Below are 14,301 nucleotides of genomic sequence, written 5' to 3'. Positions count from 1 at the left end.
GTTTTTAATAAACAACATAATTTACTTATATTTTACAAAACTTTCGTTACAAAAAAACCGTATAACCTCACGATTATACGGCCCGGGTGTAAATATGGTTCAGACTGTAATTTTTTAAATAACAGTCCGCTTTATTCTTTATTATCGACGGTAATGACCACTCGACGGTTAGGTGCCAGACAGTTGATCAGCTCTTGGCCTCTGCCCGAACATTGCACGACAGGTTGTGTTTCGCCTACACCATATGCCTGGATCAGATTTGCAGGAACGCCCTGGCTGACCAGATAATTGCCAACGGTTTCTGCACGAGCCTGCGACAGGCGCATATTGTAAGCACTGTTACCCAACATATCCGTATGACCAACAATGGTAATACCTGCGATATTTTTGGCATTGTTAAGGCTTTGTGCAAGATTGTCCAATTCCTGACGACCGGTAGTAATCGAACTTAAGGTTGATTTGTCAAATTCAAACAGGGCATCGGCACTGAGTGTATATGATTCTTTGGCGCTTCCTGGCGGGCAACCGGCACCTTCGCCTACACTACGCCAGTAAAAACTGCTGGCAATACTGTCAGTATCGAAAAGAATTTTAAACTGGCAGGTGGTTACATTATCAACACCCATATCAGGGGTATGGAAGTGAAACAGGTAGTCCCATTCCTTGGCATTGATCCCTTCACTGAAGTGAGGACGACCCAATAAATAATACAGTTGGTCTTTGGTTACGCCAGAACGGACCTGTGTCAGATTATAAAAGTTGGGGTAAGTACCTTGCTTGTTATTTAATGTGACGCTTTCCACATTTGGCCAGATCGGATCTTCAGTTACCCCGTCTGGACTGACGTTACTGATTGACGAACATCCTGCAACCGTAAGTGCCATTAACGCAATAAACCCAAATTTAAGGCGACTGCCAGAATTTGGTTTTTTCATTTTACACTCCTCTAAAGATAAAATATCAAGCTGAATGTTACACCTTTTACAGACACAACACATTCATTTTGAGGCAATTTAATTCGGATAATGGCAAACAATCTGAAAATCCAAATTATTGTCAGCAAAAACAGATATTTATTGGAAAAAAAACCGCAAATCCCTGCCCTTTCAAGCAACGATTCACTCTAAAAATGCCTATTATCCCTCTAATTGCCATCAAACAGGCAAAAACAAAGGCTCATTCACTCCAAAATATCCGTTCAAGGCTCAATATCAGGGAGATCTTCCGACAGGATTTCAAGCCCTTGCCTTAATGCCCTGTCATAACGCTGTTTTTCTTCTTGCATGGTTTCAGGCGTCCATTGATAGAAACCTTCACCGGTTTTCATGCCGTATTTGCCATTTTTTATTTTTTCAGTCAGGATATCGGGCGGTATTGCCGCATTTGACAGATCAGGGTATATGGTTGCTGCCGCTGCGGCATGCACATCCCACCCGGCAATTTCCTTTTGCATGATGGGACCCGCCGCCAGGTAACGGAACCCGAACCCAAAACGCACGGCAGCATCCACGTCTTCCGGTGTCACAATACCCGACTGGATGAGCGAATAAGCCTCACGGCCAATGGCATGCTGCAAACGATTGGCCAGAAAACCGGGCACATCCTTGCGAATCAACACAGGTACCGAGCCACAGCGCTTCATCAAGACAACCAGACTCTCCCCCACTTCGGGATCGGTTCGCTTACCCAACACCACCTCAACCAGTGGCACAATATGCGCCGGCATGAAAAAATGCAGGCCTGCCATTCTTTCAGCCGTTTGCAGGCCTTCAGAAATATCACTGATTGGAAAACTTGAGCTGTTACTGCATAAAATGGTTTCTGCACCCGCCAATTGTTCAAGATCCTTGAATAAGGCCTGCTTCAACTCAAGGTTTTCCGGAATGGCCTCAATGACAAGATGGACAACAGACCAATCAATCTCTTCAAGGGCACTGACCACCTTCAGCAGAACATGATTCTCTTGCCGCCCAATGGCCTGCAGGTTTTGTGCAATCCGTTTGAATATGCCTTCATGCAACGATGAATCCGGTTCGACAACAACGCAACGGGACCGGGCACGCAATAAAACAGTCGCAATATCGGTACCCATCGTGCCGCCACCCACAATGACGCTATGGGTTTCTGATGGGGACTGCAGCTTATAAGCCATGTTATCTCTCCTGAATGTTGATCATATCCCCATCAGTTTAATATACAAGCTTATTCTCTGCACTTTAAACCGGCTGCCAATTTGCAAGCCTATGCATCGGGAATCAAACGTTTACCCAGCATAAGCACATCGCCTGTTTCATAGCCCAGTTTTGCGTAGAAATCCAGCACCTGGACATTATTGCTGCGTACCAGCAACTGAATCTTGGGGCAACCTCTTTCGATCAACAAATGCTCGGCTTCTCGCATAAGGGCCTGCCCAATGCCCTGCCCCTGACAGGAAGGATCGACGGCCAGATAATATACCCAGCCCCGATGCCCTTCATAACCAATCATCGCCGACCCAACCACACGATCCTCTTTCTCAACCACTAAAAACAGTTCTGGCTGAATTGTCAGTTTACGCGCAATATCTTTTTTGGGATCATTCCATGGCCTGACCAGACCGCACTCATTCCATAAACGAATGACAGCACCTTCATCTTGCTGTAAAAAAGACCTGATTTTCATTTTTGATTCCACTTTCAAACCGCCCTGCACATGCATCCAGCAGCACATCCCCTTGAAGAACCCGAATTAACAGCTTTCTGTCTCCCGGGTCGCATCGGCCCAGCAGTTGGGGGTTTCATATAGACGCACCCGATGCAGGACCAGGTCTTTGCCATAGCGCTGGGTAAAAGCGGGGGCCAGCACATCAAAAGCCAGTTGTGCCAGGTTTTCTGCCGTGGGTACTTTAGTGGTGACAACCGTTTTATGTCCGGGCATTGACTTGAGAAACTCCAGGACTGCCGTATCACTTTGGCAAACCAGGAAAGCATGGTCCCATGGGTCCACGATTTTTTCCCTGGCAATCGCCTTGATATCCGAAAAATCCAGCACCATGCCATTATCAGACTGTCCTGGCGCGTCATGGACTTCACCTTCAAGCGTAATTTCAAGCACATAACGATGGCCGTGCAAATTGCGGCACTGGCTACGGTGATCAGGAATGCGATGACCCGCGTCAAATTCCATTTTTCGTGTAATGCGTATCATCACTGAGCCCCATCCTGCTGTGTTTTCATGAATGCTTCGTATCCTTTTGCCCTAAGCTCACAGGCCGGGCAAGTGCCGCAACCATAGCCCCAATCAAAGCGCTGCTTGCGCTCGCCCAAATAGCAGGTATGGCTGTGTTCACGGGTAATATCCAGCAAGGCCTCGCCCCCCAGATCACGGGCGAGTTGCCAGGTTTGGGCCTTGTCCAGCCACATTAAGGGTGTTTCTATCCGGAATTGTTGTTCCATACCCAGATTCAGGGCCAATTGAAGTGCCTGCATGGTATTGCTGCGGCAGTCCGGATATCCGGAGTAATCGGTTTCACACACACCGGTTACCAATACATCAAGATGACGACGATAAGCCAGCGTGGCGGCAAAGGTCAGAAAAATAAGGTTGCGGCCCGGCACAAAGGTATTGGGCAAACCACTTTCCGCAAACAGGATTTCAGTTTCACCGGTTAAGGCGCAATCCGAGATCTGCCCCAGCAAGCCCAAATCCAGCAAATGGTCCTGACCCAGTTTTTTATCCCATTCAGGGAACTGCCGACGAATTTGCTCAATCACATTTTGCCGGCATGCCAGCTCTACATGATGACGCTGGCCATAATCAAAACCAATCGTTTCCACACGGTCAAAACAGTTTAAGGCCCAGGCCAGACAGGCCGTTGAATCCTGTCCACCGGAAAAAAGCACAAGTGCATTGCTTGCCACTATCGTATTCCTATCATTTTATGGGTTTGTGTGCTTAGCCGCCAGCGTGGGTGTTCAAGGCAATAAGCGATCGCCTGTTCCGTATTGGCGCGTTGCAATGGGTTATCCATGGGCTGCAGCCAGAATTGCTGGAAATCAAGGTGTTCGAATTGGGAAGGATGAATACCCGGTTGCGGGTACACCAGTTTAAGCTCGTTACCCCGGGTCTGGACCAATGTGTTACCCGCTTTGGGACTGACGCAGATCCAGTCTATGCCTTCAGGCGCAGGCAGGGTGCCGTTGGTTTCCAGGGCGATTTCAAAGCCCTGTTCGTGAACCGCGCTCACCAGGGCAGCATCCAGTTGCAACAGGGGTTCTCCCCCCGTAAAAACCACAAAGCGGTTTTCCTTACCTGGCCCCCAAACCCTGGCCAGCGTTGCTGCCAGCGCCTGTGCCGAGGCATACTTGCCACCATCGGTGCCGTTGGTACCGACAAAATCGGTATCACAGAAAGTGCATTGCGCACCGGCACGGTCCTGTTCGCGACCCGACCACAAATTGCAGCCCGAGAAGCGGCAGAATACGGCCGTACGCCCGGCCTGCGACCCTTCACCCTGCAATGTCTTGAATATTTCCTTGACTGAATAAACCACGCCAGCATCTACTTGAATTGATAATACCGTATTCTAACTTGCTTGCACCCTTCTGTTGAGCCGAATCAACCCATGCTCTCACAACAAAACATTACAATTGCTAAAAATCCTGTCATTTTGAAATTGTATGGATGTATAGTTATACACAGTGGAATTAAGCATATTGCCCTTTCCCCTTTCCCATTCGTCATCTTACTCAGGAGATCTGCCATGTCTACCATGAAAGCTGCTGTTTTTGTTGCTCCCGGTCGTATCGAAATCCAGGAAAAACGTATCCCCGATGTGGGTCCCAACGACGCACTTTTGCGCATTACCACCACCACCATCTGCGGCACCGACGTGCATATCCTGAAAGGTGAATACCCGGTCGCACCAGGACTGACCGTTGGCCACGAACCAGTAGGCATTATCGAAAAACTGGGCAGTAACGTCACCGGCTATCAGGAAGGCCAGCGGGTCATTGCCGGCGCCATTTGCCCCAGCTTTACCTCTTACGCCTGCCAGGATGGCTTCCCTTCCCAGGATGGCGGTTATCTGACGGCCAACGGCACTTGTTCCTGCCATGGTTACAAGGCAACCGGTGGCTGGCGCTTTGGCAACATTATTGATGGCACCCAGGCCGAATACGTGCTGGTTCCCGATGCCCAGGCCAACCTGGCACCCGTTCCCGATGCACTGACAGACGAACAGGTGCTCATGTGTCCCGACATCATGTCCACCGGCTTTGTGGGTGCCGAAAATGGCAATATCAAAATTGGCGATACCGTAGTCATCTTTGCCCAGGGGCCCATTGGCCTGTGTGCCACCGCTGGTGCCAAACTGCGCGGTGCAGCCACCATCATCGCCGTCGATGGCGTTGACGAACGCTTGGAAATTTCCCGCCAAATGGGCGCTGATGTCACCCTGAACTTCAAAAAAGTCGATGTGGTTGACGAAATCATGAAGCTGACAGGCGGTCGCGGGGTCGATGTCAGCATCGAAGCCCTGGGTACCCAAACCACCTTTGAACAGGCCCTGCGCGTATTGAAACCGGGTGGTACGCTGTCCAGCCTGGGCGTCTACTCGGAAGATCTGACCATTCCGGTCAATGCCTTTGCAGCAGGTCTTGGCGATCATAAAATCGTGACCGCCCTGTGTCCCGGTGGCAAGGAAAGAATGCGTCGCCTGCTCAAAATCGTCGAATCAGGCCGGGTCAACCTGGAAGCGCTGGTGACTCACGAATACAAACTGGACGACATTGTCGAGGCTTACGATCTTTTTGCCAACCAGCGTGATGGCGTTCTGAAAATCGCCATCAAACCATAACATCTCTGCCTTCAAGCCATAAAAACCGCCTGGCAACTCCCTGCGGCTTTTATGGCTATGTAATTATTGGTATTCAAGGAAAGAAATGGCTGCCGATCTTGACCATATCAAGCAAAAGCTGGCGCAGTTTGCCCATGACAGAAAATGGGACAACTACCACTCTCCCAAAAACATCGCCATGGCCCTTACCGTGGAAGCGGCCGAATTGCAGGAAATTTTCCAATGGATGACAGAGGAAGAGTCCTTGCAGCTCAACAAGCAGAAATTACAGGCGGCAAAGCATGAAATAGCCGATGTTTTCCTGTATTTATTAACAATTAGTCGTGTGCTGAATATTGATATCCTTGAAGCTGCGGCAGAAAAGCTGGCACTTAATGAAATTAAATACCCGCTTGATAAAGCGCGGGGTAATGCAAAAAAATACACCGAACTCTAAAAGCGAAAGGAACCCAATATGCAGGACGTTGTCTATCTTTCCAACCTGTTAAGCCAGGACTCCATTCCTGATGGAAAGAATGTTGAATTGCACAATGTTTTTCAACAAGATGTCATCCTGGAGCTTCAGGCCCGTCATTGGCCTGCGCTGTTCTGGTGGGCCCTGTTTGACGATACCCATATCCGTACTGCCCGTCTTGGCGATGACCCAAAAGTTGTTTACCCTTATCTCAGTGCCCCCACTGCCGAAGCGCTCAAGCACTGGGCCAACCGCTTCGAAGCACTTGAAAAAATCCTGCCCGAGCCCTGGCAACCCATTCTGAAAGCCTTTGATACTTTACTGAAAGAAAAGATGACCGGGGCTTTTATGATCATACGAACCACTTATTTACCTGACATTACCAATGCCACGGGTGAAGACTGGCGCTTCATGCTAAGAAGCCGCGCCCGCGACTGGCAAAAACTCAAGGATGGCATGCCGCTGAATAAACTGGGTGCCGACAGCGACCTGAAATTCGAAATCAAAGGTCTTCTGGAGGAACTTGAGGCACCCAATGTCGACCCTTTCCCGATCTTGAGCGGACGGGCCACAAATATCTGGCCCCTGCCTGATCTGGAAGCCACCATCAAGACCAACCAAAAGCAGTATCTGGAAAAACTGGTACCCGAAGCTGACGAAACACCAGCCCCCGAAGCCGCTTCAGCCAGCCCTCATAAAGCCCCGGCAGAAGAGCCTGTCAGCACTGAGCCTGTTGCCAATATTCCCGAACAGATCCCCGACACAAGCGGTCCCAAAAACAATGTTTCAGTATTCCGGTTCATTGTTATTTTGCTGATTATTTTTGCCGCCTACTTTGCGCTAACCTGAGCTCATCCACGGCAAATACAATAATGTGTTGTCGGCATAATAGCGGATACACCCAGCTTAATAACCCACTTCCCGTGAAACAATGCCGCCAATATCCCGGCCATTTTCCAGATCGGTGATTTTCTGATTGATCTGTGCCAGGGCAAGCTCGTCATTGGTAGGACCGGAAATATGCGGTGTCACGATAATATTGGGATGTATCCAGAAAGGATGTCCCTGGGGCAAAGGTTCGGTACAGAAAACATCCAGCACCGCCTTGCCAATATGACCCGATTTCATCAGTTCAAGCAGATCATCTTCTTGAAGATGTTCACCACGGCCAATATTAATAAGGCTGGCCGGTGCCTGCAATTGAGACAGGGTTTGTTGGTTAAGGATAGCCCTGGTTTGCTGCGTAAGTGGCAAGACATTAATCAAAACCTGTGTGCTTCGCAAAAAATCGGGCAAGCCGTTTTCTCCTGCATAAGTGTGTACACCCTGCAGTTTGCGTTCGGTGCGCGACCAGCCATGTACTGTATATCCCAACCCTGTCAGAGCCTGTGCAATTTTTTGTCCAATCACCCCCAACCCCATCACGCCCACGGCAATCTGACTGGCTGACGGCTCGGGCAAGGGCTTCCATTGCTGCTGTTGCTGAAACAAGGCATACCGGTCAAACGGACGGGTTATTTTTGACAGGTAGTGAATGACATACTCCAGCATTTTATCAGCCAGGCCCGCATCCTCAAGCCGGACAATCTGGACCTGATCCGGTAAACCCGGTTGACGCAAAATGGCATCCACCCCGGCGCCCATATTGAACAGGTATTGAAGAGCAGGATAATCTTCAAACAACGAAACGGGTGGCTTCCAGACGATGGCCCTGCTAACCCCCGCATCGGGTTGACTGATGCCTGGCTGGTATACAATAGCATGCCAATGAGGATAATGCGCCTTGATGATTTTCAACCAGTTATCGGTATATTCGTGTGACTCGGAAGCCAGAACAATATTCAATTTATACCCTTTACAGTCGTATGGTTTATTTGTCCGGATATTTTATTTACTCAAATATTTTTCCGTCAGCCTGACCCAAAAAGAAGCGCCTATGCCAAGCAGATTGTCATTGAAATCATAACTGGGATTATGCAACAGGCAAGGACCCAGGCCATGGTCAGGTTGTCGGTGGGAACCATCGCCATTACCCAGGAAGATATAACTGCCAGGCCTTTTCTGCAGCATAAAGGCAAAGTCCTCCGAGGGCATGACCGGCTCGTGCTCGAAAACATATTCCACACTTTTTTCTGCCCCATACAGCTCTCGCATGACCTCGGCACACAGTTCAGTTTCCGCCTCACTGTTAACCAAAGCCGGATAACGCCGCTCGAAGGTGACTTCGCTGGTACAACCAAACGCATTGGCAATTTGTGCGGCAAGCTGTTTCATGCGGGCCTCAATCAAATCAACCACTTCATCGGAAAAGGCACGTACTGCCCCGCCAATCCAGCCATGATCGGGAATCACATTGCTTGCCGTACCGGCATGGATTTGGGTAATGGACAGCACCGCGGCATCAATGGGACGGATATTTCGTGACACCACAGTTTGCAAAGCCTGCACCAGTTGCGCAATGACCGGAACCGGATCGGCACTGTCTTGCGGTGCTGCGGCATGTCCACCCTTGCCCCGTATATTGATCCGAAAAATATTGCTGGATGCCATTAACGGCCCGGCACGATAGCCAAAACTACCTTCAGGCATGCCGGGCCAGTTATGCAGGCCAAATACGGCATCGCAGGGAAAGCGCTCAAACAGACCGTCTTCGATCATGGCTTTGGCTCCGGCCCCCCCTTCTTCGGCTGGTTGAAAAATAAACCGGACCGTACCGTCAAAATTGCGATTTTCACTTAAATATTTCGCAGCGGCCAGCAAGATGGCCGTATGCCCGTCATGCCCGCAGCCATGCATTTTTCCGTCATGTAGGGACCGGTGGGCAAAATTGTTTTCTTCCTGAATGGGCAAGGCATCCATATCTGCCCGCAAACCAATGGATTTATTTGAAGTTCCCGCCTTGATGCTGCCCACCACACCGGTTTTCCCGATACCTGTTGTGCACGCGATGCCCCACTTTTTTAATTTTTGCTCTACCAGTGCGGCGGTACGGTGCTCTTCATAACACAGTTCGGGATGCGCATGGATGTCTCGCCGGATAGCGATGATTTCATCAATGCCGGTAAACTTGATCATAAGAATTTCCGGTGATTCGTAACCGGACAATCATAGTCTCGTTTGGTAAAAATGTCACCTAGGGAAAGCCGCAGCCGCCCTTTGAAGACGGTCATTGACCGCTTCCCAGCGCTGGTCTTCAGGCAAGGCCTGGATGCAGATGCGCTGATAGCCCAGCTGGTCTACCCGACGCAAAAAAGCGTATAAATCATGCGCATATTGCACCGGTTCATTGGAAACCTCAAACCAATCTATCCCTTCAATGTCAGCTTGTCGACCCGCATCAAAGACACAAACCGCCCATTTTTCTCCTGCCGGCACCCGATCCTGCAGCTTGCCTTGCACCAACTCTTGGGCCGTCAACAACATCAGGGGAGTACGTGGCGCATAATGCGCCTTGAGCGTGCCCGATGCCCGTGGCGCATGATGATCGGGCAACTGCGGTGCATAACCCAGTACCTTAGCTATCTGGCTGGCACTGATATGCCCTGGCCGCAGCAAAACGGCCCCTACACCCTGACGGATCCGAGACAAGTCAACAATCGTGGATTCAATACCAATATCGGCTGCTCCTCCTTCAAGGACCGGCATCCCCTTGGCCACCTCTTCAGGAAATTCGCTTATGACATGTTCTGCCAAAGTGGGTGATACCTGGCCAAATTTATTGGCCGATGGCGCGGCAACGCCGCCTTGTCCCGAAGGCTTGAGCCGGGCAAACTGCTGCAGCAGGGCCTGGGCCACGGGATGGGACGGGCAACGAATGCCCACACTATCCTGACCACCACTGACAGTATCGGGTATATGACTAGCCCGTTGCAGGATAAGGGTTAGCGGGCCTGGCCAGAATGCCTTGATCAACTGATGTGCTTCTTCGGGAATATCGGTCGCCCAATAAGACAAATCGGCCTCGGGAGCCACATGTACAATAACCGGATGATTGGAAGGCCGACCCTTGGCCTGATAGATTTTTTCAACGGCCTGCGGGTTTTCGGCATCGGCTCCCAAACCGTAAACCGTTTCGGTAGGGAAGGCCACCAGCTCACCCTGTGCCAAACGCCTGGCTGCCCTGAGAATTTCCTGCTCCTGGTCTGCTTGCATTTACAGTACCTGGCTTAAATTAAGGATCTTACTGATCTGACGGGCATGGGCAAGTGCAGTATCAAAATTTTCGTGAACCACGTTTACATGCCCCATCTTACGCCCCTTGCGGGCTTCGCTTTTGCCATACAGATGCAGGGACACGCCCGGCAAAGCCAATACCTTTTCCCAGACCGGTTCGGCAAACGCCCCCGTCTCGGGGTGGAACCAGCTGTCACCCAAAATATTAAGCATGATGGCGGGTGCCCGTAATTGAGTGGAACCCAGTGGCATGCCGGCCATGACACGTACCTGCTGCTCGAACTGGCTGCTGGCACAGGCATTCATGGTGTAGTGACCACTGTTATGCGGACGCGGTGCCACCTCATTGGCCACCAGGCTGTTATCGTCCAGAATGAAAAACTCGATGCACAGCACACCAAAATAATTCAGGCCTTCGGCAATCTTAATGGCCGCCTGTTTGGCCTGATGCTGGATACTTTCAGCGATAAGCCCCGGATTCACCACGGTAGTAGCCAGAATGCCATTGACATGGGTATTTTGACCAATCGGGAAAACCGCCACCTCTCCATCGAAACCACGCGCCATCACCACCGAAATTTCTTCTTTCAGGGGCAGCATCGCTTCCAGTACACAAGGCACATTACCGAAGGACTCAAAAGCGGCAAGCGCTTCCTGGACATTGGCAACACGCGCCTGTCCTTTGCCGTCATAACCCAACCGGGCAGCCTTGAGAATGCCCGGGAACAGATGTTGCCCGGCCTTTTCCAGATCGGCAGCCGAGCGGACTTCGGCATAAGGGGCAACCGGGATGCCTTGCGAGGCAATAAAGGCCTTTTCCGCAATACGGTCCTGTACCACGGCAACTGCCGCCGCACCAGGACTGACCCGGCAATTTTCTGACAACTGTTTCAGGCTGGCAGCAGGCACGTTTTCAAATTCAGTGGTAACCACCCGCGTCAGGGCGGCTAACTCAGCCAGCCCTTTTACATCATCATAAGTCGCGTACACCTGCTTTTCGGCAACGGTGCCGGCGGGACTGTCCTGGGCCGGATCAAGCACCACGACTTTATACCCCATGCTTTGCGCTGCATGACAAAACATACGACCCAGTTGCCCCCCACCCAACATGCCAAGCCACTGGCCAGGATAAACAACAGCGGACGTCGATACAGTATTATTCATAAGAGATAAAAATTTTGATTTGCAAAAATACTAAGCTGAAGGCGGCAAGGTCATGGCGCGTGCGGCGGCCGTTTGTTTTTCACGAAAGGCGAGCAATTTTTCACGCAATTGAGGATTGGTCATCGCCAGGGTGGCAATCGCATGCATGGCCGCATTGGCCGCACCGGCCTCGCCAATGGCAAACGTCGCTACCGGCACACCCTTGGGCATTTGCACAATGGAAAGCAGGGAATCCTCACCTTTCAGGTAACGGGAAGGAACCGGCACCCCAAACACCGGAACTTCAGTCAAGGCCGCCATCATGCCCGGCAGGTGGGCAGCGCCCCCGGCACCGGCAATAATCGCACGAATACCGTCATTGTAAGCACGGGCACCGTAAGCCACCATATCGTGTGGCATGCGATGCGCTGAAATAACCTGCGCCTGGTAAGGCACACCAAACTCTTCCAGCATCCGGGTTGCATGCTGCATGACCTCCCAGTCACTGGAGGAGCCCATTATAACGCCCACAACCGGCTTGATATTGTCGCTCATGATATTCCTTTTCTTATGCCAGCAGACGGTCTACCGCCTCACGATATTTGGCGGCTGTTTTTTCAAGTACATCTTGTGGCAGACGGGGAGCTGGCGGGGTTTTGTCCCAAGGCTGGGTTTCAAGCCAGTCACGCACAAACTGCTTGTCAAATGAAGGAGGACTGATACCTTCCTGATAGCTGTCAGCTGGCCAGAAACGGGAGGAGTCGGGGGTTAGCACTTCATCCATCAAATACAGCTGATTATTTTCATCCAGACCAAACTCGAACTTGGTGTCGGCGATGATAATACCTTTTTCCGCGGCAAAACTGGCCGCTTCCGCATACAATTTCAGGGTAATGTCACGGATTTTCTCTGCCAGTTCCTGCCCCACTTCTTTCACCACATGGGAAAAATCCACGTTTTCATCGTGTGAGCCGAACTCGGCCTTGGCAGCTGGCGTGAAAAGAGGTTCAGGCAGTTTGCTGGCCAGTTTCAAGCCTTCCGGTAACTTCACGCCGCAAACCGTACCGGTTTCCTGGTAATCCTTCCAACCGGAACCAATAAGATAACCACGGGCCACCGCTTCAACCAACACAGGCTTTAAGCGTTTGACAACGACAGCACGGCCTATAACCTGATCAACCTCATCAGGGGCCACCACATCTTCAGGCCTCATATTGGTCGAGTGATTGGGAATAATGTGCGCCAGTTTTTTCAGCCAGAACCCGGTTAATTCGGTAAGTACCTTGCCTTTGCCCGGAATCGGATCATCAAGAATGACGTCAAACGCGGAAATGCGGTCGCTGGCAATGATAAGCAGCTTATCATCACCCACGGCATACATGTCACGTACTTTACCGCGTGCCAGCAATGGTAATGATTTGATGGTTGATTGATGAAGTGCAGTAGCCACTTGTAACCCTTAAGTTTGGTTGGAATGGATATGTGCGTTATGACAAAAACCATAACGGATCAAACCCGATATTTTAACGCTTTAAATAAAAAATCCCGCCCCAAATGAATAGAAGACGGGATTTTTAATACCGGCATTTGCCTTTTATACAAACAGGAATTTATTTAACCTGCTGGTCGAGCTTGCCGGCCGCATACAGGGAAGCCATTTCAGACAGGCTGACCGGTTTGATTTTGCTGGCATTACCTGCCGTACCAAAGGCTTCGTAACGGGCAATACAGATTTTTTTCGCTGCTTCACGGGCAGGTTTGTTGTATTCACGCGGATCGAATTTGGACGGATTTTCAGCCAAAAAGCGACGAATCGCGCCCGTCATGGCAAGACGGATATCGGTATCGATATTGATTTTGCGCACACCATATTTAATGGCTTCCTGGATTTCTTCAACCGGTACACCATAGGTTTCTTTCATGTCGCCACCAAATTCGCGAATTTCAGCCAACAACTCTTGTGGCACGCTTGAGCTGCCATGCATGACCAGGTGGGTATTGGGCAGGCGAGCGTGAATTTCCTTGATGCGCTGGATAGACAGGATATCGCCTGTTGGCTTGCGGGTAAATTTATACGCACCATGGCTGGTGCCAATCGCAATCGCCAGGGCGTCAAGCTGGGTTTTACGCACAAAATCGGCAGCCTGCTCGGGATCGGTCAGCAACTGGTCAATCGTGAGTTTACCGTCGGCACCGTGGCCGTCTTCCTTGTCACCTTCCATGGTTTCCAGTGAACCCAGGCAGCCCAGTTCACCTTCAACGGTCACACCCAGTTTATGGGCCATGTCCACCACTTTTTTGGTCACTTCCACATTGTATTCATAATCGGCAATGGTTTTACCGTCTGACATTAAGGAGCCGTCCATCATGACGCTGGAAAAACCCAGATTAATGGCGCCCTGGCAAATTTCGGGAGACTGCCCGTGGTCCTGGTGCATAACGACCGGAATTTCAGGGTAGCTTTCAACCGCAGCCTGGATCAAATACTTCAGAAAGCCTTCGCCTGCATATTTGCGGGCACCGGCAGAGGCTTGCATGATAACCGGACTATTGGTTTCCTTGGCCGCTTCCATGATGGCCTGGACCTGCTCAAGATTGTTAACGTTAAAAGCAGGAATGCCGTAACCGTTTTCGGCCGCATGGTCGAGCAACTGACGCATTGAAACTAATGCCATGTGATATTCTCCTAGAGGAT

16 protein-coding genes are annotated in these 14,301 nt (G+C 50.7%); 3 read left to right on the top strand and 13 right to left on the bottom strand.

Going from position 1 to position 14,301, the window contains the following annotated elements; genetic code table 11:
- Positions 1-131: 131 nt before the first annotated feature.
- The 6 genes from HCX92_RS04840 to queE form a co-directional block, all read right to left on the bottom strand.
- Positions 132-935 carry an OmpA family protein gene (locus tag HCX92_RS04840; protein ID WP_169293804.1) on the bottom strand — a complete coding sequence of 268 codons (804 nt, stop codon included), beginning with the start codon at positions 933-935 and terminating at the stop codon, positions 132-134.
- Between the two features lie 263 nt (positions 936-1,198).
- Complete coding sequence (locus tag HCX92_RS04835) at positions 1,199-2,152, bottom strand: 3-hydroxyacyl-CoA dehydrogenase family protein (protein ID WP_169293803.1); 954 nt, start codon at positions 2,150-2,152, stop codon at positions 1,199-1,201.
- 89 nt (positions 2,153-2,241) lie between these two features.
- Positions 2,242-2,661 (bottom strand): GNAT family acetyltransferase, encoded by a 420-nt coding sequence (locus tag HCX92_RS04830; protein ID WP_169293802.1) that lies wholly within the window; start codon positions 2,659-2,661, stop codon positions 2,242-2,244.
- A gap of 66 nt (positions 2,662-2,727) precedes the next feature.
- Positions 2,728-3,186: a 6-carboxytetrahydropterin synthase QueD gene (gene queD / locus HCX92_RS04825; RefSeq protein WP_169293801.1), complete on the bottom strand. Its 459-nt coding sequence runs from the start codon at positions 3,184-3,186 to the stop codon at positions 2,728-2,730.
- On the bottom strand, positions 3,186-3,899 hold the full coding sequence (queC, locus tag HCX92_RS04820; protein ID WP_169293800.1) for a 7-cyano-7-deazaguanine synthase QueC: 714 nt from the start codon (positions 3,897-3,899) through the stop codon (positions 3,186-3,188). Before queC ends, queD begins: the two co-directional genes overlap by 1 nt.
- Entirely contained in the window at positions 3,899-4,531 is a 633-nt protein-coding gene (gene queE / locus HCX92_RS04815; RefSeq protein WP_169293799.1) for a 7-carboxy-7-deazaguanine synthase, read from the bottom strand. The genes queC and queE overlap by 1 nt, the downstream gene beginning before the upstream one ends.
- A 210-nt stretch (positions 4,532-4,741) precedes the next feature.
- On the opposite strand from queE, the gene HCX92_RS04810 reads away from it, so the two are divergent.
- From HCX92_RS04810 to HCX92_RS04800, 3 genes are all read left to right on the top strand, one after another.
- Positions 4,742-5,836, top strand: a complete 1,095-nt coding sequence (locus HCX92_RS04810; RefSeq protein ID WP_169293798.1) for an NAD(P)-dependent alcohol dehydrogenase — start codon at positions 4,742-4,744, stop codon at positions 5,834-5,836.
- 85 nt (positions 5,837-5,921) lie between these two features.
- The gene (locus tag HCX92_RS04805) at positions 5,922-6,272 is read left to right on the top strand and encodes a nucleotide pyrophosphohydrolase (protein ID WP_169293797.1); all 351 of its coding nucleotides are present in this window, start codon (positions 5,922-5,924) and stop codon (positions 6,270-6,272) included.
- A gap of 18 nt (positions 6,273-6,290) precedes the next feature.
- Positions 6,291-7,139, top strand: coding sequence for a hypothetical protein (locus HCX92_RS04800; protein WP_169293796.1), 849 nt, complete (start codon positions 6,291-6,293; stop codon positions 7,137-7,139).
- Positions 7,140-7,196: 57 nt separating this feature from the next.
- Here the strand turns inward: HCX92_RS04800 and HCX92_RS04795 are convergent, their stop codons facing one another.
- From HCX92_RS04795 to fba, 7 genes are all read right to left on the bottom strand, one after another.
- On the bottom strand, positions 7,197-8,135 hold the full coding sequence (locus tag HCX92_RS04795; protein WP_169293795.1) for a glyoxylate/hydroxypyruvate reductase A: 939 nt from the start codon (positions 8,133-8,135) through the stop codon (positions 7,197-7,199).
- Positions 8,136-8,177: 42 nt separating this feature from the next.
- A complete protein-coding gene (locus tag HCX92_RS04790; RefSeq protein WP_169293794.1) occupies positions 8,178-9,365 on the bottom strand; it encodes a M20 aminoacylase family protein in 1,188 nt (395 codons plus the stop codon).
- 54 nt (positions 9,366-9,419) lie between these two features.
- Positions 9,420-10,442, bottom strand: coding sequence for an L-threonylcarbamoyladenylate synthase (locus HCX92_RS04785; RefSeq protein ID WP_169293793.1), 1,023 nt, complete (start codon positions 10,440-10,442; stop codon positions 9,420-9,422).
- Complete coding sequence (locus HCX92_RS04780; RefSeq protein ID WP_169293792.1) at positions 10,443-11,627, bottom strand: 5-(carboxyamino)imidazole ribonucleotide synthase; 1,185 nt, start codon at positions 11,625-11,627, stop codon at positions 10,443-10,445.
- A gap of 30 nt (positions 11,628-11,657) precedes the next feature.
- Complete coding sequence (purE, locus tag HCX92_RS04775; protein ID WP_169293791.1) at positions 11,658-12,161, bottom strand: 5-(carboxyamino)imidazole ribonucleotide mutase; 504 nt, start codon at positions 12,159-12,161, stop codon at positions 11,658-11,660.
- 13 nt (positions 12,162-12,174) lie between these two features.
- Complete coding sequence (locus HCX92_RS04770) at positions 12,175-13,056, bottom strand: phosphoribosylaminoimidazolesuccinocarboxamide synthase (RefSeq protein WP_169293790.1); 882 nt, start codon at positions 13,054-13,056, stop codon at positions 12,175-12,177.
- A 160-nt stretch (positions 13,057-13,216) separates the two neighbouring features.
- Positions 13,217-14,281: a class II fructose-bisphosphate aldolase gene (gene fba, locus HCX92_RS04765; protein WP_169293789.1), complete on the bottom strand. Its 1,065-nt coding sequence runs from the start codon at positions 14,279-14,281 to the stop codon at positions 13,217-13,219.
- Positions 14,282-14,301: the final 20 nt, after the last annotated feature.

This window comes from Advenella sp. EE-W14 (assembly GCF_012923605.1).
Taxonomy (GTDB): Bacteria; Pseudomonadota; Gammaproteobacteria; order Burkholderiales; family Burkholderiaceae_B; genus Advenella; species Advenella alkanexedens.
Note: the sequence above shows the minus strand (reverse complement) of the source record. Positions and strands in the feature narration are given on the sequence as shown.

Bases quoted from the DNA above. Each gene is read 5' to 3' on its own strand.
- HCX92_RS04780 (WP_169293792.1), bottom strand. From the start codon at position 11,627: ATGAATAATACTGTATCGACGTCCGCTGTTGTTTATCCTGGCCAGTGG.
- HCX92_RS04835 (WP_169293803.1), bottom strand. From the start codon at position 2,152: ATGGCTTATAAGCTGCAGTCCCCATCAGAAACCCATAGCGTCATTGTG.
- HCX92_RS04790 (WP_169293794.1), bottom strand. From the start codon at position 9,365: ATGATCAAGTTTACCGGCATTGATGAAATCATCGCTATCCGGCGAGAC.
- purE (WP_169293791.1), bottom strand. From the start codon at position 12,161: ATGAGCGACAATATCAAGCCGGTTGTGGGCGTTATAATGGGCTCCTCC.
- HCX92_RS04840 (WP_169293804.1), bottom strand. From the start codon at position 935: ATGAAAAAACCAAATTCTGGCAGTCGCCTTAAATTTGGGTTTATTGCG.
- fba (WP_169293789.1), bottom strand. From the start codon at position 14,281: ATGGCATTAGTTTCAATGCGTCAGTTGCTCGACCATGCGGCCGAAAAC.
- HCX92_RS04805 (WP_169293797.1), top strand. From the start codon at position 5,922: ATGGCTGCCGATCTTGACCATATCAAGCAAAAGCTGGCGCAGTTTGCC.
- queD (WP_169293801.1), bottom strand. From the start codon at position 3,186: ATGATACGCATTACACGAAAAATGGAATTTGACGCGGGTCATCGCATT.
- HCX92_RS04800 (WP_169293796.1), top strand. From the start codon at position 6,291: ATGCAGGACGTTGTCTATCTTTCCAACCTGTTAAGCCAGGACTCCATT.
- HCX92_RS04810 (WP_169293798.1), top strand. From the start codon at position 4,742: ATGTCTACCATGAAAGCTGCTGTTTTTGTTGCTCCCGGTCGTATCGAA.
- HCX92_RS04830 (WP_169293802.1), bottom strand. From the start codon at position 2,661: ATGAAAATCAGGTCTTTTTTACAGCAAGATGAAGGTGCTGTCATTCGT.
- HCX92_RS04785 (WP_169293793.1), bottom strand. From the start codon at position 10,442: ATGCAAGCAGACCAGGAGCAGGAAATTCTCAGGGCAGCCAGGCGTTTG.